The organism is Bradyrhizobium sp. CB1015 (assembly GCF_025200925.1).
Classification (GTDB): Bacteria; Pseudomonadota; Alphaproteobacteria; order Rhizobiales; family Xanthobacteraceae; genus Bradyrhizobium.
Window position 1 is genome coordinate 7,287,453 of record NZ_CP104174.1, and the last position, 23,900, is coordinate 7,311,352.

Consider the following 23,900-nt stretch of genomic DNA (forward strand, 5'->3'; position numbering starts at 1 on the left):
GCGGACCTAGCGACGGGGCGATGCGGCGGATCGGGGGACGGGACATCGTTGCGGCGATTCTGATCGCGCTCCTTGCGGGCGCGATCTTCACGTCGCCACCGCTGCAGACGCTGCAAGGCCTCTCGCTCGACATCCTCACCGCGCTGCGCGGCAAGATCATCGGCGAGCGCCGTGATCCCGCGACATCGCCGGTTGTCGTCGTGGCCATCGACGGCGAAACCTACGAAACACCGCCGTTCAAGGGATCGCCGACGCAGACCTGGACGCGCGAGATCGGCCGCGTGCTTGGCAGCATCAGCGACGGCGGCGCCAAGGTGATCGGCTTCGACGTGATCTTCAAGAACTCGATCGAGCAGTCGGAGATTCCCTTTGGCGACGCGCCGCTCGGTGCCCGGATGCGCGGATTTGACCGGGACTATCTGATCGCGCTGCGGCAGATCTCCGACAACGGCAAGCTGGTGCTCGGCGAGATCCTGAGCAACGACCATCCGGAAGTGCCCTACCGTGCGCAGCAATTGGCGGTGCGCAACAACGTCCGCGCGCTCAATGTCCACACCGATGCGGACGATGTCATCCGGCGGATGCCGCTCAGCTTCTCCATCGACGGCAAGCCGGTGCCCGCAATGGCGGTCGAGCTCGCCGCCCGCGCGCTCGGCGCGAAGGTGGAGATTGCGCCATCCGGTGCGGCCGGGCTATCCGGCAACGCAATCCCGAGCGCCGTGCCGAACACGCTGACGCTCAATTTCCGCGGCCTCAGCCGCGACGTTCCGACCTTCTCCTTTGCCGATCTGCGCGCCTGCGTCGAAAAAGGCGACCGCGATTTCTTCCGGCGCGCCTTCGAGGGCAAGGTCGTTCTGCTCGGGACCGTCCTCAACTTCGAGGACCGCAAGCTCACCTCGATGCGCCTGTCCGGCGGCCATGACGGGACGCCGTCGGCACGATGTGCCCTGCCCGCGCCTGCCAGCACCGCGCAAAAGGCCCGTAGCGACGTCGCCGGTGTGTTCGTGCACGCCGCTGCGGTCCGAAACCTGATCGAGCGCGATGCCGTGACCGAGCTCGGCTTCCCCGCGCGGACCCTTCTCACGATCGCGTTCGCGGCCATCGTCGCCTGCGCGGCCGGCGTGCTCGCACCCAGCGCAGCGCTGATCGCCTGGCTCGGCCTCACCATCGCCTACGTGGTCGCTGCCGTCAGCGCATTCGTCCATGCCTTGGCGCTGCCGCTGACCGAGCCGGCGCTCGCCAGCCTTGCCGCGCTCGCGATCATGATCGGCTATCGCTTCGTGCTGGCCGACCGCGACGAGCGCTTTCTGCGCAAGAGCTTTGCCCTTTACCTCGCGCCCGAGGTGATCGAGACCATGGTCGCCTCCGGCAAGATGCCGGCGCTCGGCGGCGAGACTCGCAACGTCACCATGTTCTTCTCCGACCTCAGCGGTTTTTCGTCGATCGCCGAGACGATGACGCCGGGCGAGCTGGTGACGCTGATGAACGAATATCTCTCCGCCATGACCGACATCATCGAAAGCCATGGCGGTTACGTCGACAAATATATCGGCGATTCCATCGTCGCCATGTTCGGCGCACCGGCCGACGATCGCGCCCACGCGCGCAATGCGGTGCGTGCCGCGCTGAAGTGCCACGACAAGCTGGCGGAGCTCAATGCCGGCCATCCCGCCTTCGCCGGTCACGGCCTGTCGCATCGCATCGGGCTCAACAGCGGCGAAGCCGTGGTCGGCAATATCGGCTCGCGGCGCCGCTTCAACTATACCGTGATGAGCGACACCGTGAACGTCGCCTCGCGGCTCGAAGGCGCCAACAAATATTACGGCACCGCGATCATGGCCTCCGAAACGACGATGGCGCAGACCGGCGATAGCTTCGCCTGGCGCGAGCTCGATGCGATCAGGGTGCAGGGCCGCGGCGAGGCGATCAGGGTGTTCGAGCCGCTCGCGGAAACCGGCGCGGAAAGCGCCGAGCAGGCGAAGATGGCCGCAGCATATGCGGAAGGGCTGGCGTGCTGGCGAGCGAGGGAGTTTGCGAAGGCGGCCGATGCGTTCGACGGCGTCGCGAAGATCGATCCTGCGTCAGCTCGGTTCGCCAAGCGTGCGAAAATGCTGACGGAGACTCCGCCGCCGCCGGACTGGACACCGGTCAATACGCTGGAAGGAAAGTAGCGGCCTCTTACCCTCCCCTGGAGGGCAGGGCTATCGCATATGACTTGTGGCGGCGGCCTGCGCGCACGCCTCGTCCTTCGAGACGGCGCTTACGCGCCTCCTCAGGATGAGGCTAATCAGCGTCAGTGTTCGTTGAAACTGCTGCCGCGCACTCCGCCCTCATCCTGAGGAGCCCGCCCAAAGCGGGCGTCTCGAAGGATGGCTGCAGGGAAAAGCTCTCAAATGCGATAGCCCTCTCCTGGAGGGGGAGGGTCGGCTCACATGGAGCGCAGCGAAATGTGAGACGGGGTGGGGTGACAGTCTCTCCACCTCGCACAGTGCCCGTGTGGAGAGAGCACCCCACCCCGCTCGCGCTGCGCGCGATCGACCCTCTCCCTCCAGGGGAGGGTAAGAGTGATGATCGCCTAAAACGGCAACCCCGTGTAATTCTCCGCAAGCAGACGCTGCGCCGTCTCGGACGAGAGCAGATAGTCGAGCTCCGTCTGCTGCAGCCGATCCTCATATTCGATCCGGTCGGGGAAGCGGTGCAGCATCATCGTCATCCACCAGGAGAAGCGTTGTGCCTTCCAGATCCGCGCGAGCGCCTTGGCGGAATAGCCCTTGAGACCGGCATCGTCGCCGCTCTGATAATGCGCGAGCAGCGCGTGATAGAGATAGTAGATGTCGGACGCGGCGCTGTTCAGCCCGCGCGCGCCGGTCGGCGGCACGATGTGCGCGGCGTCGCCGGCGAGGAACAGGCGGCCATAGCTCATCGGCTCGGCGACGAAGCTGCGCAAGGGTGCGATGCTCTTCTCGATCGACGGACCGGTAATCAGGCGGCCGGCGACCTCGTCCGGCAGGCGGCGCTTCAGCTCGGCCCAGAACGCATCGTCGCTCCAGTCCTCCACCTTGTCGGTCAAAGGCACCTGGATGTAGTAGCGGCTCAGCACCTGCGAGCGCAGCGAGCACAGCGCAAAGCCGCGCTCGTGCTTCACGTAGATCAGCTCGGGCGATACCGGCTTCGTGCGCGACAGCACGCCGAGCCAGCCGAACGGATAGACCTTCTCATATTCGCGCAGCACGTCCTTCGGGATCGACTTGCGGCTGACGCCATGGAAACCGTCGGCGCCGACGACGTAGTCGCAATCGACGCGGATCGTCTGCCCGTTCGAGCGATACGTCACGTAGGGCCGATCCGACGTCAGATCGTGCGGCGTGACGTCCTCGGCATTGTGCACGACCTTGCCGCCGACCCGGTCGCGCGCCTCGTAGAGGTCTCGCGTCAGCTCGGTCTGGCCGTAGACCAGCACCGAATTGCCGCCGGAATGCTTGTGCAGGTCGATATGGGACAGCACGCCGTCATGGGCAATCTCGAACCCGTTGTGGATCTCGCCCTCACGGTCCATCCGCTCGCCGCACTGCGCCTCGCGCATCAGCTTCGCAAAGCCGTGCTCGAGCACGCCGGCGCGGATCCGGGCCAGCACGTGGTCGCGGCTGTATTTCTCCAGCACGATGGTATCGATGCCCTTGAGGTGCAGGAGCTGGGACAGCAGCAGCCCGGACGGCCCACCGCCGATGATACAGACCTGAACTTTCATTTTTGCGTCCTCCCGTCGGCATTTTATTACATGTTTTGCCTTGCAAACCGATGGAGGGTTTCGCCTTTGTCTTGTACTATTCGAACATGAGAAGCGCGGCCCCCGCCCCGGCAATCCGGGTCTACAATCTGTTCGGCGAGTCCGGCGATCTGCCCGATGTCGTGCATTGCGAGACGATCGCGTCGCGTTCGGTGCTGCACGACTGGACGCTGGCCGTGCACCGCCATGCCCGCTTGCACCAGGTGCTGCTGATCGAGCGCGGTGGCGGCGAGGCGACGCTCGACGGGCGCGTGGTGCCGCTGAGGCCAATGCAGATCGTCAACGTGCCGGTCGGCCACGTCCACGGCTTCCGCTTCGAGCCCGACACGCAAGGGTGGGTGTTGACCATCGCCGCGGAGATTCTCGATGAAGCGCTGCTCGCCGCCGAGGGCCTGCGCGGGGCGCTGTCGCGGTCGGCCGTGGTGCGCGGCACGCCGCAGATCCGCGCCACGATGAAGCAGATCTTCGCCGAGCACGCCGCGCGCGACTTCGGCCGTGCGCATGTGCTCCGCGCCCTGTCGTCGGCCATGATCGGGCTGGTGGCACGCGCGCTCACGGGCGAGAGCGGCGGCAACGGCACCGCGGAAAGCGGGTTGTTCCGCCGCTTCGAGGCGCTGCTGGAGCAGCATCATCTGGAGCGCTGGAGCGTCGCCGACTATGCCAAGGCGCTGTCGGTGACACCGACGCATCTCAACCGGATCACGCGGGCGGCGACCGGCGACACCGCCTCGCATCTGATCCTCAACCGCCTGATCCGCGAGGCACGGCGCAACCTCGTCTACACCAACCTGCCGGTCTCGACGATCGCCTACGCCCTCGGCTTCGACGACCCCGCCTATTTCAGCCGGGTCTACGCCGCCGCCACGGGCGTATCGCCGCGCGCGTTTCGCGCGCGGCTCCATGGCGGCGAAGGCTGAAGCGCCGCGCGGAACCGCGATGTCTCTCGTTGCCACTTACCTTCGTATATAGCGCCCCATCCTTTGGATAGAGGCCCTTTACCTCCGTACAATTGAGCGGGGCAGGCCCACGCCCTAACGTGACGGCATTCGGCGCCCTGGCGCTGGTGGCATCGAACCTCCCTACCCTCGGCGCAAGGCGGCCAACCCTGTCCGGTCGTCTGCGCCGCTTTTTTCAGCAGGCCAACGGCGCGCTCAAGTATTTTCCCGCCGACAGGCCGCGCCATTTCGGCTGGACGGTCGGCTTTCGTGCCGAACCCGGGAGTTGTGCATAATGTCTTCGCTTGGGAAGAGCGCGCTCTTTATCGACGGCTCCAACCTCCATGCCACCGCCAAGGCGCTCGGCTTCGAGATCGATTACAGACGCCTGCTCAGTGAATTTCAAAGCCGAGGTACGCTGTTACGGGCCTTCTACTACACGACCATCATCGAGGATCAGGAATATTCGTCGGTCCGCCCCTTGATCGATTGGCTCGACTACAACGGGTTCACCGTCGTCACCAAGCTCACCAAGGAGTTCATCGACGCCACCACCGGCCGCCGCAAGGTGAAGGGCAGCATGGATGTCGACCTTGCCGTGAGTGCAATGGAGCTCGCCCAGCACGTCGATCAGATCGTGTTGTTCTCGGGCGATGGGGACTTCCGTTCGTTGGTCGAGGCCTTGCAACGCCGCGGTGTCCGCGTGACCGTCGTCTCCACACTCTCCACTCAGCCGCCCATGGTCGCCGACGACCTGCGCCGGCAGGCGGACGCATTCATTGATTTGGTGGAGTTGAAGCCAAAAGTGGGGCGCGATCCACCCGATCGGCCGGGATCGCGCGAGTTGCGGCAGCCACCGCAATTCCTCGCGCGCGGAACCATCAAGCGCGACGACCGGGTGGAATGAACAGAGGACGGCCGGCCGGCACCTCACACGTCGAAGAACACCGTCTCCTCCGGCCCCTGCAGATTGATCGTGAAGGAGTACACGATCTTGCCGGCGCGCTCGCTGCGGGTTGCGATCAACGTCTTGCGGCGCACCGGCTGCTCGATCAGGTTGAGCACGGGATCGGCGGCGTTGGCCGCCTCCTCGTCCGAGAAGTAGAGCCGGGTGTTGAGGCCGATGTTGATGCCGCGCGCGACGATCCAGACGTTGACGTGCGGCGCGCATTTGCGCCCCGTCCTGTCGGTGATCGCGCCCGGCTTGATGGTCTCGAAGGTGACGAGGCCGCTGTCGAAGTCGGAGCCGGCGCGGCCCCAGCCGCGAAACTCGTCATCCAGCGCGCCGGCCGAGCGATCGGCGGGATGGTTGTAGCGGCCGGCCGCATTGGCCTGCCAGATCTCCAGCAGCACGTCCCGTAGCGGCGTGCCGGTGCCGTCGAGCACCTTGCCCTCCAGCGTGATGCGTTCGCCCTTGGTGTTCGGCGTCACCAGCACGTTGGAGAAGTTCTTCTCGAAGATGTCGAAGCCGGCCATGGCCGGGATCAGACCGATATGGACGTAAGGCCCGGCGGTCTGCGAGGCGGTTTCCTTGAGGTAGTTGAGCGGCTGCGTCATGGGCTTTAGTTCCCCGCGGTGCGATTTTCGAAATAGGTGGAGCGCTGGCCGCGCAGCACGATGTCGAAGCGGTAGGCGAGCGAGTCGAACGGCGTCGAGGCGTTGAGGTCGAGCGGTGCGACGAGGCGGTCGAGCGCATCCTTGTCCGGGATAGTCGTCAGGATCGGGCAGACCGGGATCAGGGGATCGCCCTCGAAATACATCTGCGTGATCAGCCGCTGCGCAAAGCCCGAGCCGAACACCGAGAAGTGGATATGGGCGGGGCGCCAGCTGTTGACGTAGTTGCGCCAGGGATAGGGGCCCGGCTTCACGGTGCGGAAATAATAGTACCCGGTGTCGTCTGTCAGCGCGCGGCCGCAGCCGCCGAAATTCGGATCGATCGGCGCCAGATAGGTGTCCTTCTTGTGCCGGTAGCGGCCGCCGGCATTGGCCTGCCAGAACTCGACCAGCGTGTTCGGAACGCCCCGGCCGGTCTCGTCCAGCACGCGGCCGTGGACGATGATGCGCTCGCCGACGGGATCGCCGTCCTTGGCGTAATTGCGGATCAAATCGTTGTCGAGCGGGCCGAGGTCGTTGTGCCCGAACACCGGCCCGGTGATCTCCGAGATCGAGTTTTCCAAGGACAGCAGCGACTGGCGCGGCGAGCGCAGCACCGAGGACTTGTAGCCGGGCGCATGTGCCGGCGGATGGATCGCGCGATCACGCTGGAAGAAGCCGCCGTCGCCGAGCGGCGGCGTGAACGGCTCGGGACGGTTGAGGCGGAGATCCCGCAAGGCTGGCGCCTGGGCATTCATCGGCGTTGTCTCTCCCTGGAAGCCCGGGGTTGGGCACGGCTTATTGGCAGATCATGAGCCGCCCTATTCTCAAGATAAATAGATGAATTATAATGAATTGCATGAAGGAAATCGATCATTTGGCCCTCGACGGCCACGCCCTCGAACTATTCCTCGCCGTGCTGGAGGAAGGATCGGTGACGGCCGCGGCGACGCGGCTCGGCCTGACGCAATCGGCCGTCAGCCACGCCCTGAACAAGCTGCGGCGCATTGCCGGCGATCCGCTGTTCGCCAAGTCCGGCCGCGGCATCGTCGCCACGGCTCGTGCCCAGGCGCTGGCCGGCAAGGCACGCGCGCTGATCGACGAGATGCGCAGCTTCGCCGGCGGCGTCAGCTTCGCGCCGGAGGAGGCCCAATTGTCGCTGACGATCGCCGCCAACGACTTCCAGCGCGACCTGCTGCTGCCGCGGTTCTTCGATCACGTCGCCGCACAAGTGAAGAGCCTGAACCTGCGCGTGATCCCCTCGCAATCGCCCTCGCCCGCGATTCTGCGCGAGAACCGCTGCGACCTCCTGATCACGCCGCTGCCGCCCTCCGGCGTCGACATCGTGCAGAAGCGGCTGCTGAGGGATCACTACGTCTGCTACTACGATGCAAAGGCACGTGCCGCGCCGGCCAGCCGCAATGCCTATCTCGCGGCGCGTCACATCACGGTGGTCTATACCGACAATGAGCGGCTCGACTTCGACCGCCGGCTGGCGGCGAACGGGTTTCACCGCGACATCGCGATCTCCGTGCCGAGCTTCTCCGGCGTGCCGTCGTTCCTGCGCGGCTCGCAGATGCTGGCGAGCATGCCGAGCCTGCTCGCGTCCGGCGTGATGCGCGGCTTTGCGCAAACACCGATCCCGCTGGCGTCCCGCACGAAGACCTTAGCCGAGCTGCCTATGTTCATGGTCTGGCACCAGCGCTACCAGAAGGACCCCGCCCATCGCTGGGTCAGGAGCCAGCTCGAGGCCGTCGCTGCGACGGCCGCCGAGTTCTGACATCCAGTTCTCAAGTCCTGATATCAGGTGCCGCGCTTCGCAAGACTGCCCTTCCCAAACCCACTGGTTGCGCGGGGGGAGCCGCGCTAAAATCCCCCCATGACAGTGACTGACATTGCGAGCCGGACCTACAATCACAGCTGGCGGCTGGATCCCATCATCCGCAGCCTGCTCGATACCGACTTCTACAAACTATTGATGTTGCAGATGATTCGGGAGGACTACCCGGATCAACAGGTGACCTTCTCGGTCATCAACCGCTCGCGCCATGTGCGGCTTGCCGAGATCATCGACGAGGGCGAGCTGCGCGCCCAGCTCGACCATGCCCGCACCATCCGCTTCACCAAGAAAGAGCTGATCTGGCTGGCCGGTAACACCTTCTACGGCAAGACCCATATGTTCTCGGCGGATTTCATCCGCTGGCTGGCGGAATTCCGTTTGCCCGAGTACGAGCTGCGCAAGGTCGAGGGCCAGTACGAGCTGCATTTCCACGGACCCTGGACCCACACCACGATGTGGGAGATTCCGGCGCTTGCGATCCTCAACGAGCTGCGTTCGCGTGCGGCCATGAAGGGCCGCGGCCGCTTCGAGCTCGACGTGCTCTACGCCCGCGCCAAGGCCAAGCTGTGGACCAAGGTCGAGCGGCTGCGCCAGCTCGAAAACCTGCGGCTCTCCGACTTCGGCACGCGCCGCCGTCACGGCTTCCTCTGGCAGCGCTGGTGCGTCGAGGCGGTGAAGGAAGGCCTGGGCCCTTCCTTCATCGGCACCTCCAACGTGCTGCTCGCGATGGACAACGATCTCGAAGCCATCGGCACCAACGCGCACGAGCTGCCGATGGTGGCAGCCGCGCTCGCCAGGGACGACGAGGAATTGCGCTGGGCGCCCTACCGCATTCTCGACCAGTGGCGTCAGACTTACGGCGGCAACCTCCTGATCGCGCTGCCCGACGCCTTCGGCAGCAGGGCCTTCCTTCGCGATGCACCGGAATGGGTCGCCGATTGGACCGGCTTCCGCCCCGACAGCGCGCCGCCGATCCAGGCCGGCGAGGAGATCATCGCCTGGTGGCAGAAGAAGGGGCGCAACCCCAAGGACAAGCTGCTCGTCTTCTCCGACGCGATGGACGTCGGCTCGATCGAGGACACCTATCGCCACTTCGCCGGCCGCGTGCGGCTCTCCTTCGGCTGGGGCACCAACCTGACCAACGACTTCGTCGGCTGCACGCCGGACGGCTCGATCAGCCTCGATCCGATCTCGCTGGTCTGCAAGGTCTCGTCGGTCGACGGCCGTCCGGCCGTCAAGCTCTCCGACAATCCGGAGAAGGCGACCGGCCTGCCCTCGGAAATCGAGCGTTATCTGCGGGTATTCGGCGACGCCGGTCGCGTGCGCAAGCCGGTGCTGGTGTAGTCCCTCCCAAACTCTCTCCATTGGGTAAATCGCGCACGAGGAATCCGCGGCATCTTTCATCGATTCCGCTCCGGTTGCCCGTTGGCCGGCATTTGATGCGATTTGCAGGCGCCTGCTTCACAAGGGCTTCACCCTGCGACGCGGTCCTCCGCGCCTTTCAGGTCGAGTTAAGCAGCCATCTCGTCTACTTGGCGTTGCAGGCGCAAACGCGCTGTTGGGAGCATCGATCGACTTGGGGACTAGCGTGTTCAGCAGAACAGCGGCGTCGGCGGAGGGCGGCAACCTCCTTCACGTCATCAAGCTCGTCTTGCCCTTCGTGATGGTCGTCGTGCTCCAGGCGGCGATCGCGGGATTCAGTCTCGAGGTGATGTCGTCGGTCCGCGCCTATGTCGCCGGCGAAGCACTCTGGTCGCGCTCGCAGAAGAATGCCGTCTATTTCCTCAATCTCTATCTGCATTAGGGCGAACCGAGCCAGTTCGCGCAATATCAGGCTTCACTCGCCGTCCCCATCGGCGACGAGTTCGCGCGCTGGGCGCTGGAGCGCGATCCGGTCGACGTCGAGGCCGCCCGCATCGGCTTTCGGCAAGGCGGCAACCATCCCGACGACGTCCCGGGGCTGATCTGGCTGTTCCGCTATTTCAACCGCGTCAGCTTCCTTCAGGACGCGATCAGGGAGTGGGCCGCCACCGATCCCATGCTGCTGGAGCTCAGCGTGTTCGGCGAGGTCATCCGATCCGAGCTGGAGAAAGGTCCCATTCAGGACGATAGCCGCCTGCAATTCCTGTCATCGCGGCTATCGGAGCTCAATGCCCAGTTCACGGTGCATGCCAAGCGGTTCTCCACCGTCCTCGGTGAAGGATCCCGGGCAATCAAGCTGACGCTGACGGGCATCAACATCCTCACCGCCGCGGCGCTGATCCTGCTCCTGATCTGGCATACGCGGCGGCTGGTGCGGCAACGGCAGGCATTCGAAGGCGCTTTGCATGCCGAGAAGGAGCGCCTGGCCTGGCAGGCATCGCACGATTGGTTGACCGGCCTCTCCAACCGCCGCGCCTTCGAGGCACGCCTGCAAGCCGAGCTGGACAATGCCGCAGCGGGGGCGCTCGCCCTCATCCTGCTCGACCTCGACCAGTTCAAGAGCGTCAACGACAGCTGCGGCCACCTCGCCGGCGACCGCCTGCTCTGCCAGGTCTCTCGCCTGCTGCAACAAGACCGGCAGGCGCATGATCTGGTGGCCCGGCTCGGCGGTGACGAATTCGGCCTGATCCTGCCGCGATGCTCACCCTTCGATGCCGTCGACATCGCCGAGCGCCTGCGCCGGTCGCTGGAGCTGTTCAATTTCGCCTGGGACGACCGGTACTTTGCCGTGACCGCCAGCATCGGCGTCGCCTGCATCGCCGACGGCAACATCACGGTCGAGGATGCGATGCGGCGCGCGGATGCCGCCTGCTACCGCGCCAAAGAAAAGGGACGCAACCGCGTTCAGGTCGAGAGCGGACGGCCGGATGTCGTCGTGGTCGCGCCGCGACCGCGCGAGGTCATCGCTGCACAGGGCTGATTGCCGCCTGGCCCCAAATTCATCTTCAGCGACCATCGCAATCAGGTTGAGCCGCCTCAGGCCCACCCGATGGCGCCCCCGATCCAGCCCGGCGCGCCAGACAGTGCAGTGACACGGCACAGTTGTGACGCCGCGGCCACATCGATCTGAAAAAAGCAGCGCGCTTCGCATTCGGACACGTCGCATTGCGCCCCGGTCCACGATGGCCGGGACCTTCCTCGCTAAGCATGGCTGCGCCCGATGCTGCGGGTGCGAATCCGCCCGGACCGCGCCGCGAGAGGAGTTTGGAAGTGCCTTGGAATGATTTGATCGCCCCGCGCAATATCGTTCGCGCAACGACGTCCCGGCGGCGCGCGCTTCTCTTGAGCACCACGATCGGTGCCCTGGGCAGCTCGCTGCCGGGGTTCATCACGCCGGCACAAGCGGTGTGTGTGATGACCGGCAGCGGCACGCTAACGACGCTTCAATCGGGCGATTCAATTACCTGCGTCGGGAGCAACACCCAGATCAAAACAGCAGCCGTAGTCACTGGCGTCACCGTCAACATCGGGGACGGCACCACCGCGACCACGGTGAGCGACCCCACCTTTGCGAGCATATTTCTTCAATTCGCTTCCAACAGCGCAGTCAGGGTCTTCGGCAACGCGTCGATCACATCCAGCAGCAACGACGGCATCGACGTGAGCGGTGGAGGCAACAACACCATAACGATCGATGCCGGGGCGGTGATTGCAGCGACAGCCTTTTCCTCGTCGAGCATCGCCCTCGCCAATTCGAACAACAACGTCGTCGAAATCGCCGGCACGGTGGGAAGCGGCGCCATTGGATCTATCGGAGTCAGCATCGGCGCTGGAGCGGCGAACAACCAGGTGAACATCTTGTCGAGCGGCCTCGTGCAGTCCGGCAATGTCGCTGCCATCGATCTCAACAGCGCAGCTGACGGCAACGTCATCAACAATGCCGGAACGATCTCGAGTGTCGGCACAGCAATTTCGGGCTCGAACAGTCAAGACACCATCGTCAATTCGGGCGCGATCAGCAGCAGCGGGGTCAGCACTGCCGTCGACCTCAGAGACGGGAGCGACGTCTTCGAACTGCGTGCCGGATCAAACGTCACGGGATATGTCAAAGCCGGCAACGGATTGGACACGCTGCGCCTGGGTGGGACTGTCAACAGTACTTTCGACCTCGGCACATTCGGCGCGGCCAAGCAGTTTCGGGAATTCGAGGTTCTGGAAAAGACCGGCAGCTCCACTTGGACGCTGACAGGAACCACGATGGACGCGGCCACCATGATCGTCCAGGCCGGCACCCTCATCGTCAACGGCTCGGTGCCCAACAGCGGGACGGTCGTCAGCGGCGGCACGCTCAGTGGCAGCGGCACGATCGGATCACTCACAGTGCTGTCGGGCGGCACGGTCGCGCCCGGCAATCTCGGTCAGCTCGTCGTCAACAGCAATGCGGCGTTCCAGTCAGGGTCGATCTACGCGATCTCGGTCAATGCGGCCGGGCAATCAGACAAGATTGCCGCCGCGAGCGCGACGCTGACCGGCGGCACCGTCGCCGTCACCACACTTGCAGGCGCCTACAACCCCTCGACGCAGTATACCATCCTCAGCACGACGGCTGGCCTCACCGGGAGTTTCTCGGGGGTCACTGTCAGCGGGTACAACCCACAGCTCTTTGCGTCCTCCCTCAGCTATGATGGGTTCAGCGTCTTGCTGACGCTCATCTACAACAACACCGCATTCCTCTCCATTGCCCAGACGCAGAATCAAAAATCCGTAGCGGGCGCGCTGAGCGCATTCGGCTCCAACCTGCCTTTCCTGTCCGCGTTCGCGGGTCTCAGCGACGCCGAGCTCCGTTACAAGCTGGATCAGCTCTCGGGAGAACCCGCAACCGGCGCGCAGCAGGGTGCCTTCCAGCTGACCGGCCAATTCCTTGGTCTCATGCTCGATCCCTTTCTCGACGGACGCGCCGGCGCAGGCGCGGCCGGCGGAGCACTCGGCTTCAGCCCCGAACGCGCCGCACTGCCGGAGGACATCGCACTCGCCTATGGCAAGGTCATGGGGACATCGCCCGCGAAAGCGGCGGCCTTCGAAGAGCGCTGGGCGGCATGGGGCACGGCTTTCGGCGGCGTCAACCGCACCAGCGGCGATGCCGTCGTGATCGGCAGCCACGACCTCAGCGCGCGTGCGGGCGGCATCGCGGCCGGCGCCGATTATCACTTCAGCCGCGACGCGCTGGTCGGCTTCGCGCTCTCCGGCGGCGGCGCCAGATGGGACCTCGCGCAGGCGATCGGCGGCGGCCGGAGCGAGGCGGTCCAGGCCGGCGTCTACACCGCGGTTCGCAACGGACCTGTCTATTTCGCCGCCTCTCTCGCCGTGGCCAATCATTGGATGTCGACGGACCGCCTGGCACCGTTCGGCAACCAGCTCACCGCAAAGTTCGATGCTCAGACCGTCGGCGGCCGCATCGAGGGCGGCTATCGCTTCGCCACGCCGATCGGCGGCTTCACGCCCTACGCGGCTGCGCAGGCGCAGACATTTCGCACGCCGACTTATACCGAGACAGATCCGGCCGGCAGCGGATTTGGGCTGACCTATCGGGGACGCACGGCCTCCGACACGCGGAGCGAACTCGGCGCACGCTTCGATCGGGCGACGCTGGTCTCGCCGAGTGCCGTCCTGACGGTACGGGCTCGCGCAGCCTGGGCCCACGATTGGGTGAGCGATCCGACGCTCGTCGCCGCCTTCCAGGCTCTGCCCGGCGCCAGCTTCATCGTCAATGGCGCGACGCCGGCGAAAGACGCGGCGCTCGCATCCGCCGGTGCCGAGCTGAAGTTTTCGAACGGTGTTGCCCTGTCGGCCAAGTTCGACGGCGAGCTCGCGGCCCACAGCACCACTTATTCCGGCACCGCGAGCCTGCGCTACGCCTGGTAGCGACGGCGCTTCATCGAGACGGCCGTGCACCGACCGGCAAAATGCCGAGACCTCTGAGATGGGTGTCGACGAACTGTTCGATCTGCTGGCGCAGCATCTGCGACGGCACGGCTACCATGCGCTCCTCGAGGCCGAGCGAGATGATGCCATGCACGGCGGAAAACAGCGTGCGCGACAGCAGCGCGATCTTCACGTCATCCGCGTCCGGCAATAGCCGCACCAAGGGCGGATGCATCAGCGCGAACGCATCCATCACCATCTGGAGGATGTCGTCCGGATAGGGGCGATCGTCCTCCATCCGATGCTCGAACAGGGAGCGCAGCAGGTTGGCGTGCGCGGCGAAGAAGTCGAGATAGGTCTCGGCGAGCCCATAGAGCTGGCGAACCGGATCCTCGGCGGGAACACCCCGGAGCCGGGCCGTGAGTGCCTGAACCGTTTCCCGGTTCACCGTCAGGATGACCCCGTCGAAGTCGCCGAACTCGTTATAGATGCTACCAACCGAGCAGCCGGCCGCCTCCGCAACGTCTCGAACCTTCAATGATCTCAGCCCCTTAGCTGAGATGATGCCGCGGGCGATCTCGACGATCTGGAGCCGGCGCCGAAATTTTTTTTGATCGCGCAGCGATTCTTCTTGAACATTGTTCATTTTCAAGTTACTCATGTGAACATTGTTCAATGTAACCCGGAGACCTCGAAAATGCAAACCCTTGCTGTCGATATCGCCGCCACCTTCGTCGATGACGCCGCCGGGCTCGGCCGGGCCCTGCTGCGGTTCGCCATGGCGCCGATCAATCGCATCGCCAATGCCTGCGACGTTGCGGGCGTGCTCGCAGAGCGGCGGGCGACCTTCCGGATGTGGCGGGCCAATCGCGCCCGTGCGCGTCAGGAGCGGCGCCGGTTCAGCCTGCTCGGCCGCCTCTCGCCGTTTCGCCACCTCGCCCATCTCACCTGAGATGCGCGCATGCGGTCGGCTCGAATGCAAGCGCCGGCTGCAAGGATGGACTTAACCATGTCTGGACGTGCGCAGCCGATCCGGCGGATTTCAGCGATGCGGATCAGCTCTTCCTTCATCGCCCCGCGCCATATCCGGGCGAGCGAGGCTGCTCCCGCCCGGCTCCGCCGCGGCCTCGACCAGATATTTGCGAACCTAACGAGACCAATTGGAGACCAACAGGATCGGAGGAACCGAGGGGACAGAGCAGGCCAGCAACTTCGTTGCAGCGCAATCGTTGGCCCCATTCGCTTCCGGTCGTGACGTTTCACAGACAACGCAACAAGCTCAGGCTGCCGTTTTAGAACAGGACTGGTCATGATCAGGGAATTGATGTCGTCACGCCGCTTCGCGCCGCTGTTCTGGGCGCAATTCTTCTCGGCGCTCAATGACAACGTGCTCAAGAACGCACTCGTCATCATCCTGCTCTACAGCGCGGCGACCGGCCATGGCGATGCGCTGGTGACGGTGGCAGGTGCCGTCTTCATCTTCCCCTACTTCATCCTGTCCGGACTCGGCGGCCAGCTCGCCGACAAATACGTCAAGTCCGTCGTCGCAAGGCGGCTCAAATTCGCCGAGATTTTTGCAGCTTGCTTCGCCGCTGCCGGCTTCTTCCTGCATTCGGTGCCGCTCCTGTTCGCAGCGCTCGCGCTGTTCGGCACCATCGCCGCCCTGTTCGGCCCCGTGAAATACGCGATGCTGCCGGACCAGCTCGAGCTCGGCGAGCTCGCGACCGGCAACGCGCTGGTCGAAGGCGCGACCTTCATGGCGATCCTGCTTGGCACCGTCGCCGGCGGCCAGTTCGTGGCCGGCTCCGCGCATATGGGCTGGGTCGCATCGGCCGTGGTCGTGCTGGCCGTGCTGTCCTGGGCGTTCGCGTCCCGCATTCCGCAGACGACGCCCTCCGCGCCCGAACTGCCCGTCGACGCCAATCCCTGGACCTCGACGGTGAGCCTGCTCAGGACGCTTTACGCCGACCATCGCCTCTGGGACGGCACCGTGATCGTCTCCTGGTTCTGGCTGGTCGGCGCCATCGTGCTGTCGCTGCTGCCGGCGCTGATCAAGGAGGTGGTCGGCGGCACCGAGGGCGTGGTGACGCTGTGCCTTGCCATCTTCGCGATCGGCATCGCGATCGGCTCGCTGTTTGCCGCCAGCCTCAGCCACGTTCGCCCGAACCTCGCGCTGGTGCCGATCGGCGCCATTATCATGGGGTTTGCGGGGCTCGATCTCGCCTGGGCGATCAGCGTGACCGCCGAGGGGCACGACATCACCGCGCTCGGCTTCGCCACCTCGTTCGCCGGCTTGCGCATGCTGGCCGACTTCGTCGCCTTCGCGTTCGGCGGCGGCCTGTTCGTCGTTCCGTCCTTTGCCGCGGTCCAGGCCTGGTCCGAACCTTCCGAGCGCGCCCGCATCATCGCCGCCGGCAACGTGCTGCAGGCCGCCTTCATGGTTGTCGGCTCGCTGTTCGTCGCGCTGCTGCAGGCGGCGGGTCTCCATGTCGGCTGGATCTTCTTCGGCCTCGGGCTCGCCAGCTTCGGCGCGGTGTGGTTCGTGCTGACCAAGTGGGGCAAGGAAGGCGTGCGCGATGCCGGCGGGCTGCTGTTCCGGGCGCTGTTCCGCACCGAGATCCGCGGGCTCGAAAACCTGCCGCCTCCGGGAACGCGCATGCTGATCGCGCCGAACCATGTCAGCCTGATCGACGGCCCGCTGCTGCACGCCGTGCTGCCGATCGATGCGAGCTTCGCGGTCGATACCGGCATCGCCAAGGCCTGGTGGGCCAAGCCGTTCCTGCGCGCCGTCAAGCACTACACCATGGATCCGACCAAGCCGCTGGCCGCGCGCGACCTGATCAAGCTCGTCGCCGCAGGCGAGCCCGTCGTGATCTTCCCGGAAGGCCGGATCACCGTCTCCGGCTCGCTGATGAAGGTGTATGACGGCACCGCGATGATCGCGGACAAGGCCGACGCCGTCGTCGTGCCGGTCCGCATCGAAGGCGCGCAGCGCTCCTACCTCAGCTATCTCAACTCCAGCCAGATCAAGCGGTCCTGGTTCCCACGCGTGACGGTCACGATCCTGCCGCCGGTCAAGCTTCCGGTCGACCAAGCGCTCAAGGGCAAGGCACGCCGCAACGCCGCCGGCGCCGCGCTGCAGGACGTCATGATCGACGCCCTCGTCAAGAACGCCATGCTCGATCACACGCTGTTCGAAGCGCTCGGCCACGCCTATCGCGACCGCGACACCGGCAAGGTCATCATCGAGGACGCGCTCGGCACCAAGCTGACCTATCGCAAGCTGATCCTGGGCGCGCAGGTACTGAGCCGGAAGCTGGAGAGCGGCACCGGCGTCGGCGAGAATGTCGGCGTGCTGCTGCCGAACTCCGCCGGCGTCGCCGTCGTCTTCATGGCGCTGCAGAACATCGGCCGGGTGCCGGCGATGCTCAACTTCTCGGCCGGACCGGTCAACGTGCTCGCCGCCATGAAGGCCGCGCAGGTCAGGACGGTGCTGACCTCGAAGGCCTTCATCGAGAAGGGCAAGCTCGACAAGCTGATGGCCGCAATCTCCGCCGAGGCGCGCGTGGTCTATCTGGAGGACGTCCGTGCCTCGATCGGCCTGGCCGACAAGATCAAGGGCCTGCTCGCCGGCACGACGCCGCGCGTGCCCCGTCAGGCCAACGATCCCGCCGTCGTGCTGTTCACGTCAGGCTCGGAAGGAACGCCGAAGGGCGTCGTGCTGTCCCACCGCAACATCCTCGCCAACGCGGCGCAGGCGCTTGCGCGGGTCGACGCCAACGCCAACGACAAGGTGTTCAACGTGCTGCCGGTGTTCCACTCGTTTGGACTCACGGGCGGGATGATGATGCCAATGCTGGCGGGCATTCCGATCTACATGTATCCCTCGCCGCTGCACTACCGCATCGTGCCCGAGCTGATCTACCAGACCGGCGCGACGATCCTGTTCGGCACCGACACGTTCCTGACCGGCTATGCCCGCTCGGCGCACCCTTACGACTTCCGCACCCTGCGCCTCGTGATTGCCGGCGCCGAAGCGGTCAAGGATCGCACGCGGCAGGTGTTCATGGAGCGCTACGGCATCCGCATCCTCGAAGGCTACGGCGTCACCGAGACGGCGCCGGTGCTGGCGATGAACACGCCGATGGCCAACCGCCCCGGCACCGTCGGGCGCCTGTCGCCGCTGATGGAAAGCCGCCTCGATCCAGTCCCCGGCATCGAGGAAGGCGGACGCCTGTCGGTGCGGGGCCCGAACGTGATGCTCGGATATCTCAAGGCCGAAAATCCCGGCGTGCTCGAACAGCTGCCCGATGGCTGGCACGACACCGGCGACATCGTATCGATCGACTCCGCCGGCTTCATCACCATCAAGGGCCGCGCCAAGCGCTTTGCCAAGATCGCGGGCGAGATGGTCTCGCTGTCAGCGGTCGAAGCCATCGCGGCGGCGTTGTGGCCGCAAGCCGGCTCGGTCGCGGTCTCGATCCCCGACCAGCGCAAGGGCGAGCGCATCGTGCTGCTGACCACGGAGAAGAACGCCGAGCGCAGTGCGATGCAGGCCCAGGCCAAGTCCATCGGCGCCTCCGAGCTCACCGTTCCCGCAACGATCATGGTGGTCGACAAGGTGCCGCTGCTCGGCACCGGCAAGACCGACTATGTCACTGCGACGACGATGGCCCGCGAGCAGGCGTCGGCGCCCGAGCGTGAGGTGGCGTAGGAGGTCGCCCAAAGACGGGCGGGCGCGGGTCACGCCGCCGTCCGCCGCTCCTGCGCGTAACGCACCAGCGCCGCAAAGCGATAGATGCCGTGCACGAATTTGCCATAGGGCATGGTGATGAACAATGCGAACACGACGCCGAGATGCAGCGCGAGCAGCGGTCCCATCGCGGCGGTCTCGCGCAGCACCAGCAGCAGCATGCCGGTGATGCCGGTCAGGAACAGCATGGCGATGAAACCGACATCCATGCCGTAGCTGAACTCGTCGAGCAGCGCGGGATCGCGCCGCATCTTGGCGGCGAACAGGCCGATCGGCCCGACGATGAGGCCGATGCCGCCGAGCGTGCCGAGCACCACGGGCAGGTCCCAAAACGGATACGGCGCCTCGCGGCCGAGCAGATAGTGATAGAGCGTCGCAACAGAGGTCGCTGCGAAGCACAGCAGGAAGCCATAGAAGGTCAGGTGGTGATAGAGCTTGCGCCTGTCGGTGGGCTTGTCGTCCTCGTTGTAACAGCCGACCCCGCCGCCATGGAGATAGCGCAGCTCGCCGGCGTCGCGGATCGCCTGAAAGATCGAGCCGCCATCGGCACGGTTGCCGATGGGTGCGCCGATGTCGCACCAGAAGGCGCGCACGCTCATGACGAGGGCGAGGATCGCGTAAAGGAATGCGGCGCCGAACAGCGCGGCCATCGCGTTGTGCGGCATCAGCTTGTAGAAGGCGCCGGGGCCGGTATGCACGCCGAACAACACGCCGCGGTCACTCAAGGCGGCAAAGCCGAGAATGAAGGCCGCCATGCTGAGCGCGGCGATGATGCTGATGACGAGGCCGTTGCGCGCGAAGGCGCCGGAGAGCGCCTGCGGCCAGGCATAGGCCGCATAGGACTCGGCGCGCGCAACCGCCAGCGTCTTCGGGACGTTGACGTTGAACTCGTGCGGCGGTGAGAACTGGCAGTCGACGTAGCACGCGCCGCAGGAATGGCAGAGATTGGCGAGGTAGTTGAGATCGCCATCGGAGAAGGCGCGGCGCATCTCCATCGCCGGAAACACCGCGCACAGACCCTCGCAATAGCGGCAGGAATTGCAGACCGTCATCAGACGGTCGGCCTCGTCGAGAATCCTAGTTCCGTGCATGTTTCGCCGCTTCCCGTCCTGCGATCCGCCCGAACACGCTGCCGATGGTCATGCCCATGCCGGCTGCATAGCCCTTGCCGAGCACATTGCCCGCCATGATCTCGCCGGCCGCAAACATGTTGGCGGACGGCTTGCCGCCCTTCATCAGCATTCGCGCCTCCTTGTTCACGCGCGTGCCGAGATAGGTGAAGGTGATGCCGGGCCGCACCGGATAGGCGAGAAAAGGCGGCGTCTCGATCCGGCGCGCCCAATGCGTCTTTGGCGGCGTGATGCCCTCCGTCACGCAATCGTCCAGAATGGTGTGGTCGAAGGTGCCGGGACGCACTGCCGCGTTGAACTCGGTGATGGTCTTTTCCAACGCGACCGGATCGAGCTCGAGCTTGCCGGCGAGCTCCGCGACCGTCTGCCCGGCGATCGGCGGAAACAGCGTCGGCATGAAGCTGGTCACGACGGTGGAATCGAAGATGATATAGGCGATCTGGTCGGGCTGCGCCGCGACCAGCCGGCCCCAGATCGCGTAGCGCTTCGGCCAGATGTCCTCGCCCTCGTCGTAGAAGCGCTGGGCGTGCTTGTTGACGACGATGCCGAACACGACGGAGTCGTGTCGCGTGATGATGCCGCCGTCGAATTTCGGCGCGCGAGCATCGATCGCGACCGCATGACATTGGGTGGGATCGCCGACCTCCTGCACGCCCTTGTCGAGCAGCATCTTCAGGATCGAGCCGCGGTTATAGGGCGTGCCGCGGATCAGGAAGTTGTCGGCGGCTTCGCCCCAATATTGCTTGAGCCACTCGATGTTCGCCTCGAACCCGCCGGCCGCGGCGACCAGCGAGGTGGCGCGGATCTCGGTCTCGCCCCTGATCGGCCGCTTGAGGCGTGCGGCGAGGAACATGCCGTCCTCGATCACGAGGTCGGTGACCTCGGCGTCGTATTCGACCTCGACGCCGAGCCGCTCGGCGGTGAGATAAAGCGCGTTCAGCATCGCCCGGCCGCCGCCGAGGAAGAAGGAGTTGGTGCGGCCGAGGCTCAGCGTGCCGCCGAGAGAGGGCTGCCAGCGTACCCCCTGCTCCACGATCCAGTTCAGGATGTCCTTGGATTCGTGGATCATGTGGCGCGCCAGCACCTCGTCGGTTTGCCCGCCGGTGACGCGCAAGAGATCCTCCCAGAACTCCTCCTCGCTGTAGGGGCCGGTCAGGATTTCGGTCGCCGCGTCATGGGCGCAGCGCATGTTGCGGGTGTGGCGGGTGTTGCCGCCGCGGTAGAATTTTGGCGCGCCTTCGAGCACCAGCACCGAGGCGCCGCCGCGCCGCGCGCTGATCGCCGCGCACAGGGCCGCATTGCCGCCGCCGATCACCAGCACGTCGTATTTGCTGCTCATCCCGTCTGCCCGATGCGGCGAAGTTGGAGACATTCTGCCAGCTGGCGGCCTCGATCGCGCCGATCCGCCATTGCGCACCTTTGTATACAAAGATATACATAAGCTGCGCAAGCGGCATCTCTGCATGGGCAGGATGCGCATCGAGGGACAATGGCCACACGGCAGGCAAAGGCAGGTGGAACGATCGCGCGCGGCGGCGGCGTTGCGCTCGGCGAAGCCGTATTCCGCTCGCTGTGCGAGGCGCTCCAGGCCGGCAGCTACCGCGCCGGCGACCGCCTGCGCGAGGAGGAGGTCGCCCAGCGGCTGAAGGTCAGTCGCACGCCGGTGCGGGAGGCGCTGGGCCGGCTCGCCGCACGCGGCTTCGTCGCGCCCGCCGGCGGCCGCGGGCTGATCGTCCGCAATCTCGACATTTCCGAGGTGCTCGAGCTCTACGCCATGCGTGAGATCATGGAAGGCGCAGCCGCGCACCTCGCCGCCGAACACGCCTCACCACCGGAGATCGCCGCGCTCCGCGATATCGAGCAGGCCTTTGTCGAGGCATCCGCGACCGACGCAGCCGAAATGGCGCGGCTCAACCGCGCCTTCCACGAGACCATCTGCCGCGCGGCGCGCAACCGCTATCTCGACAACGCCTCGCGGGAATTGCAGGACTGGATCGCCCTGCTCGGCCCAACCACTTTCACGGTCACAGGTCGGCCCAAGACGAGCCACGGCGAGCACCAGGCGATCATTGCCGCCATCGCCGCCCGCGACGGCGACAAGGCCGAGAAGTTGGCGCGCGCACATATTCGCGAGGCGCTGCGCTGCCGGCTGAAACTGTTGCAGAAGCAATAGAGCATGATCCGGAAAAGTGTGTATCGGTTTTCCGAAAGGATCATGCTCAAACAAAAGACCTGAAGCGCGATGGCGATGCATCCCAATCGCATCGCGCTTTAGGCCGGTCGCCGACGCGATCACGCCTCGAACATACGCGTCAGCAGCCAATATCCGCCGAGAAGACCGATCCCGCGGGACATGGCGTACACCAGCCGTGCCGCCCGCGCCGGCTCCTCCCGGCCGACCGCGGACAGCCTGTCCAACGCGCCGAGCGCCGGCAACATCAGCGCGACGATCGCGATCTGCCCGATCTCGACGCCGACATTGAAGGCGGCCAGCGCCGGAACGATCGCATCAGATGGCAGGCCGATCTCGCGAAGCGCGCCGGCGAAGCCGAAGCCGTGGATCAAGCCGAACAGAAAAGCCACACGCCAGCGCCGGTCGACATCGCGCGAAAAGAAGTTCTCGACGGCGACGAAGACGATCGAAGCCGCAATCGCGGGCTCCACGATGCGGCTCGGGATGACCAGGACGTTCAACGCCGCCAGCGACAACGTCAAGGAATGGGCGATGGTGAAGGCGGTGACGATCTTGATGACCGGAACGAGCCTGCGTGCCCACAGGACGATTGCAACCAGAAATGCAATGTGATCGTAACCGAGGAAGATGTGCTCGATCCCCGCCACGAGATAGCGCTGCGCGGTCGAGAACAGCGACGGCGGCGCCGTGGAGAGCGTCACCGTCGTCGTGGCGGCGTCGAGCAAGGCCTGCGCCTCGGACCTGCCCTGCGCGATCAGTACCACCTGGCGCGCGGTCTTGTCCTGCTCGGTCAGAACGGTGGAACGATAGACGATGTCGCCGGGCGCGTTCGCGCAAGCGATACTGGTGCGATAAATGACGCCGTCACCATCGGGCAGGACCGCGGCATCGCGCCGCGGACAAGCCGTGCCGCCGCCCGTCACAACCAAGTGCCTGTCGAGATATTCGAGGATCCTGGCCCTGGCCGCTTCAACCGCAGCGGGATCGACCGCGTCCTGGCGCGCATCATAAATCCGCGAACCGATCAGGCGATCGAGATCGCTGCCCTTCAGTCCCAGTTCGACGCTCACCGTGCGATCGCCGGCCAGCGCCACGCGCGCCGTCACGAGGTTGATCTGATGCGCCTCAGCCGGCAGGCAGAGCAGGACCTGAAGCCACAGGAACAGTGGCCACCTCATGATCCCGCCCCATCGCCTTCAAGCCAGCACATCCGCCACGGCCGCCTTCAGAACATTCCGCACATCGGTGGGCTTGAGCCTCACCTGCAAGCCGCGCTGGCCGCCATTGAGATAGACCAGGTCATGCGTGAGCGCGCTCTGCTCGATCACGGTGCCGACCTGCTTGCGCTGCCCGAACGGGCTGATGCCGCCGACCTTGTAGCCGGTGACGCGCTCGGCCTCGGGCGGCTTCATCATCTGCGCCGACTTGCCGCTCGCCGCCGCCGCCAGCTTCTTCATGGAGACCTCCTGGTCGGACGGCACGACCACGCAGACCGGCTTGCCGTCGACCAGCGCCATCAGCGTCTTCAGGACGCGCGCCGGGTCCTCGCCGAGCGCGGCAGCCGCCTGGAGCCCGATGCTCTCGGCGTCGGGGTCATAGTCGTAGGTGTGAACGGTGAAGGCGACACCGGCGGCCGTCAGTGCGCGCGTGGCGGGGGTGACTTTGGACATGAACGGTATTTAGCACCGTCATTGCGAGGAGCGAAGCGGTGTGGGAAAGCTGGCACCACGCATTCACTGCCATCGCCCGGCTTGACCGGGCGCCCAGGACTCCGAGACTTTGCGATTGAATCGACGGCCGCGGCGTACTCGATGCCCCGGTCCC

The 23,900-nt window shown here is 65.5% G+C and carries 16 protein-coding genes and 1 pseudogene; 9 read left to right on the forward strand and 8 right to left on the reverse strand.

Annotated elements, in window-relative coordinates; translation table 11 throughout:
- Positions 1 to 20: 20 nt before the first annotated feature.
- Positions 21 to 2,171, forward strand: a complete 2,151-nt coding sequence (locus N2604_RS34070; protein WP_260372341.1) for an adenylate/guanylate cyclase domain-containing protein — start codon at positions 21 to 23, stop codon at positions 2,169 to 2,171.
- Between the two features lie 404 nt (positions 2,172 to 2,575).
- On the opposite strand, the gene pobA is transcribed toward N2604_RS34070, so the two are convergent.
- On the reverse strand, positions 2,576 to 3,748 hold the full coding sequence (gene pobA, locus N2604_RS34075) for a 4-hydroxybenzoate 3-monooxygenase (RefSeq protein ID WP_260372342.1): 1,173 nt from the start codon (positions 3,746 to 3,748) through the stop codon (positions 2,576 to 2,578).
- Positions 3,749 to 3,798: 50 nt separating this feature from the next.
- Between pobA and N2604_RS34080 the strand changes: the two genes are divergently transcribed.
- Both N2604_RS34080 and N2604_RS34085 read left to right on the forward strand, forming a co-directional pair.
- Positions 3,799 to 4,704 (forward strand): helix-turn-helix domain-containing protein, encoded by a 906-nt coding sequence (locus N2604_RS34080; RefSeq protein ID WP_260376366.1) that lies wholly within the window; start codon positions 3,799 to 3,801, stop codon positions 4,702 to 4,704.
- A gap of 313 nt (positions 4,705 to 5,017) precedes the next feature.
- Positions 5,018 to 5,629, forward strand: coding sequence for an NYN domain-containing protein (locus N2604_RS34085; RefSeq protein ID WP_260372343.1), 612 nt, complete (start codon positions 5,018 to 5,020; stop codon positions 5,627 to 5,629).
- A gap of 23 nt (positions 5,630 to 5,652) precedes the next feature.
- On the opposite strand, the gene pcaG is transcribed toward N2604_RS34085, so the two are convergent.
- Positions 5,653 to 6,279, reverse strand: a complete 627-nt coding sequence (pcaG, locus tag N2604_RS34090) for a protocatechuate 3,4-dioxygenase subunit alpha (protein ID WP_260372344.1) — start codon at positions 6,277 to 6,279, stop codon at positions 5,653 to 5,655.
- 5 nt (positions 6,280 to 6,284) lie between these two features.
- Positions 6,285 to 7,073 carry a protocatechuate 3,4-dioxygenase subunit beta gene (gene pcaH, locus N2604_RS34095; RefSeq protein ID WP_260372345.1) on the reverse strand — a complete coding sequence of 263 codons (789 nt, stop codon included), beginning with the start codon at positions 7,071 to 7,073 and terminating at the stop codon, positions 6,285 to 6,287.
- A 92-nt stretch (positions 7,074 to 7,165) separates the two neighbouring features.
- On the opposite strand from pcaH, the gene N2604_RS34100 reads away from it, so the two are divergent.
- The 4 genes and pseudogenes from N2604_RS34100 (at position 7,166) to N2604_RS34120 (ending at position 13,999) form a co-directional block, all read left to right on the forward strand.
- Positions 7,166 to 8,095 (forward strand): LysR family transcriptional regulator, encoded by a 930-nt coding sequence (locus N2604_RS34100; protein ID WP_260372346.1) that lies wholly within the window; start codon positions 7,166 to 7,168, stop codon positions 8,093 to 8,095.
- Positions 8,096 to 8,194: 99 nt separating this feature from the next.
- The gene (gene pncB / locus N2604_RS34105) at positions 8,195 to 9,499 is read left to right on the forward strand and encodes a nicotinate phosphoribosyltransferase (protein ID WP_260372347.1); all 1,305 of its coding nucleotides are present in this window, start codon (positions 8,195 to 8,197) and stop codon (positions 9,497 to 9,499) included.
- Between the two features lie 244 nt (positions 9,500 to 9,743).
- Positions 9,744 to 11,057: pseudogene (locus N2604_RS34115) on the forward strand (GGDEF domain-containing protein).
- Positions 11,058 to 11,347: 290 nt separating this feature from the next.
- Positions 11,348 to 13,999, forward strand: a complete 2,652-nt coding sequence (locus tag N2604_RS34120) for an autotransporter domain-containing protein (RefSeq protein ID WP_260372350.1) — start codon at positions 11,348 to 11,350, stop codon at positions 13,997 to 13,999.
- A 10-nt stretch (positions 14,000 to 14,009) separates the two neighbouring features.
- On the opposite strand, the gene N2604_RS34125 is transcribed toward N2604_RS34120, so the two are convergent.
- Positions 14,010 to 14,645, reverse strand: coding sequence for a TetR/AcrR family transcriptional regulator (locus N2604_RS34125; protein WP_260376367.1), 636 nt, complete (start codon positions 14,643 to 14,645; stop codon positions 14,010 to 14,012).
- A gap of 663 nt (positions 14,646 to 15,308) precedes the next feature.
- Here N2604_RS34125 and N2604_RS34130 point away from each other — a divergent pair.
- Positions 15,309 to 18,713, forward strand: coding sequence for an acyl-[ACP]--phospholipid O-acyltransferase (locus tag N2604_RS34130; RefSeq protein WP_260372351.1), 3,405 nt, complete (start codon positions 15,309 to 15,311; stop codon positions 18,711 to 18,713).
- A 29-nt stretch (positions 18,714 to 18,742) separates the two neighbouring features.
- Here the strand turns inward: N2604_RS34130 and tcuB are convergent, their stop codons facing one another.
- Together tcuB and tcuA are read right to left on the reverse strand one after the other, a co-directional pair.
- A complete protein-coding gene (tcuB, locus tag N2604_RS34135) occupies positions 18,743 to 19,843 on the reverse strand; it encodes a tricarballylate utilization 4Fe-4S protein TcuB (RefSeq protein WP_260372352.1) in 1,101 nt (366 codons plus the stop codon).
- Positions 19,830 to 21,221, reverse strand: a complete 1,392-nt coding sequence (gene tcuA / locus N2604_RS34140; protein WP_260372353.1) for an FAD-dependent tricarballylate dehydrogenase TcuA — start codon at positions 21,219 to 21,221, stop codon at positions 19,830 to 19,832. Before tcuA ends, tcuB begins: the two co-directional genes overlap by 14 nt.
- Positions 21,222 to 21,371: 150 nt before the next feature.
- Between tcuA and N2604_RS34145 the strand changes: the two genes are divergently transcribed.
- Positions 21,372 to 22,055 (forward strand): GntR family transcriptional regulator, encoded by a 684-nt coding sequence (locus N2604_RS34145; protein ID WP_260372354.1) that lies wholly within the window; start codon positions 21,372 to 21,374, stop codon positions 22,053 to 22,055.
- 119 nt (positions 22,056 to 22,174) lie between these two features.
- On the opposite strand, the gene N2604_RS34150 is transcribed toward N2604_RS34145, so the two are convergent.
- Together N2604_RS34150 and ybaK are read right to left on the reverse strand one after the other, a co-directional pair.
- Complete coding sequence (locus N2604_RS34150) at positions 22,175 to 23,254, reverse strand: HupE/UreJ family protein (protein ID WP_260372355.1); 1,080 nt, start codon at positions 23,252 to 23,254, stop codon at positions 22,175 to 22,177.
- Between the two features lie 18 nt (positions 23,255 to 23,272).
- Positions 23,273 to 23,746: a Cys-tRNA(Pro) deacylase gene (ybaK, locus tag N2604_RS34155; RefSeq protein ID WP_260372356.1), complete on the reverse strand. Its 474-nt coding sequence runs from the start codon at positions 23,744 to 23,746 to the stop codon at positions 23,273 to 23,275.
- Positions 23,747 to 23,900: the final 154 nt, after the last annotated feature.

Bases quoted from the DNA above. Each gene is read 5' to 3' on its own strand.
- N2604_RS34070 (WP_260372341.1), top strand. From the start codon at position 21: ATGCGGCGGATCGGGGGACGGGACATCGTTGCGGCGATTCTGATCGCG.
- pobA (WP_260372342.1), bottom strand. From the start codon at position 3,748: ATGAAAGTTCAGGTCTGTATCATCGGCGGTGGGCCGTCCGGGCTGCTG.
- N2604_RS34080 (WP_260376366.1), top strand. From the start codon at position 3,799: ATGGAGGGTTTCGCCTTTGTCTTGTACTATTCGAACATGAGAAGCGCG.
- N2604_RS34085 (WP_260372343.1), top strand. From the start codon at position 5,018: ATGTCTTCGCTTGGGAAGAGCGCGCTCTTTATCGACGGCTCCAACCTC.
- pcaG (WP_260372344.1), bottom strand. From the start codon at position 6,279: ATGACGCAGCCGCTCAACTACCTCAAGGAAACCGCCTCGCAGACCGCC.
- pcaH (WP_260372345.1), bottom strand. From the start codon at position 7,073: ATGAATGCCCAGGCGCCAGCCTTGCGGGATCTCCGCCTCAACCGTCCC.
- N2604_RS34100 (WP_260372346.1), top strand. From the start codon at position 7,166: ATGAATTGCATGAAGGAAATCGATCATTTGGCCCTCGACGGCCACGCC.
- pncB (WP_260372347.1), top strand. From the start codon at position 8,195: ATGACAGTGACTGACATTGCGAGCCGGACCTACAATCACAGCTGGCGG.
- N2604_RS34125 (WP_260376367.1), bottom strand. From the start codon at position 14,645: ATGAACAATGTTCAAGAAGAATCGCTGCGCGATCAAAAAAAATTTCGG.
- N2604_RS34130 (WP_260372351.1), top strand. From the start codon at position 15,309: ATGATCAGGGAATTGATGTCGTCACGCCGCTTCGCGCCGCTGTTCTGG.
- tcuB (WP_260372352.1), bottom strand. From the start codon at position 19,843: ATGCACGGAACTAGGATTCTCGACGAGGCCGACCGTCTGATGACGGTC.
- tcuA (WP_260372353.1), bottom strand. From the start codon at position 21,221: ATGAGCAGCAAATACGACGTGCTGGTGATCGGCGGCGGCAATGCGGCC.
- N2604_RS34145 (WP_260372354.1), top strand. From the start codon at position 21,372: ATGGCCACACGGCAGGCAAAGGCAGGTGGAACGATCGCGCGCGGCGGC.
- N2604_RS34150 (WP_260372355.1), bottom strand. From the start codon at position 23,254: ATGAGGTGGCCACTGTTCCTGTGGCTTCAGGTCCTGCTCTGCCTGCCG.
- ybaK (WP_260372356.1), bottom strand. From the start codon at position 23,746: ATGTCCAAAGTCACCCCCGCCACGCGCGCACTGACGGCCGCCGGTGTC.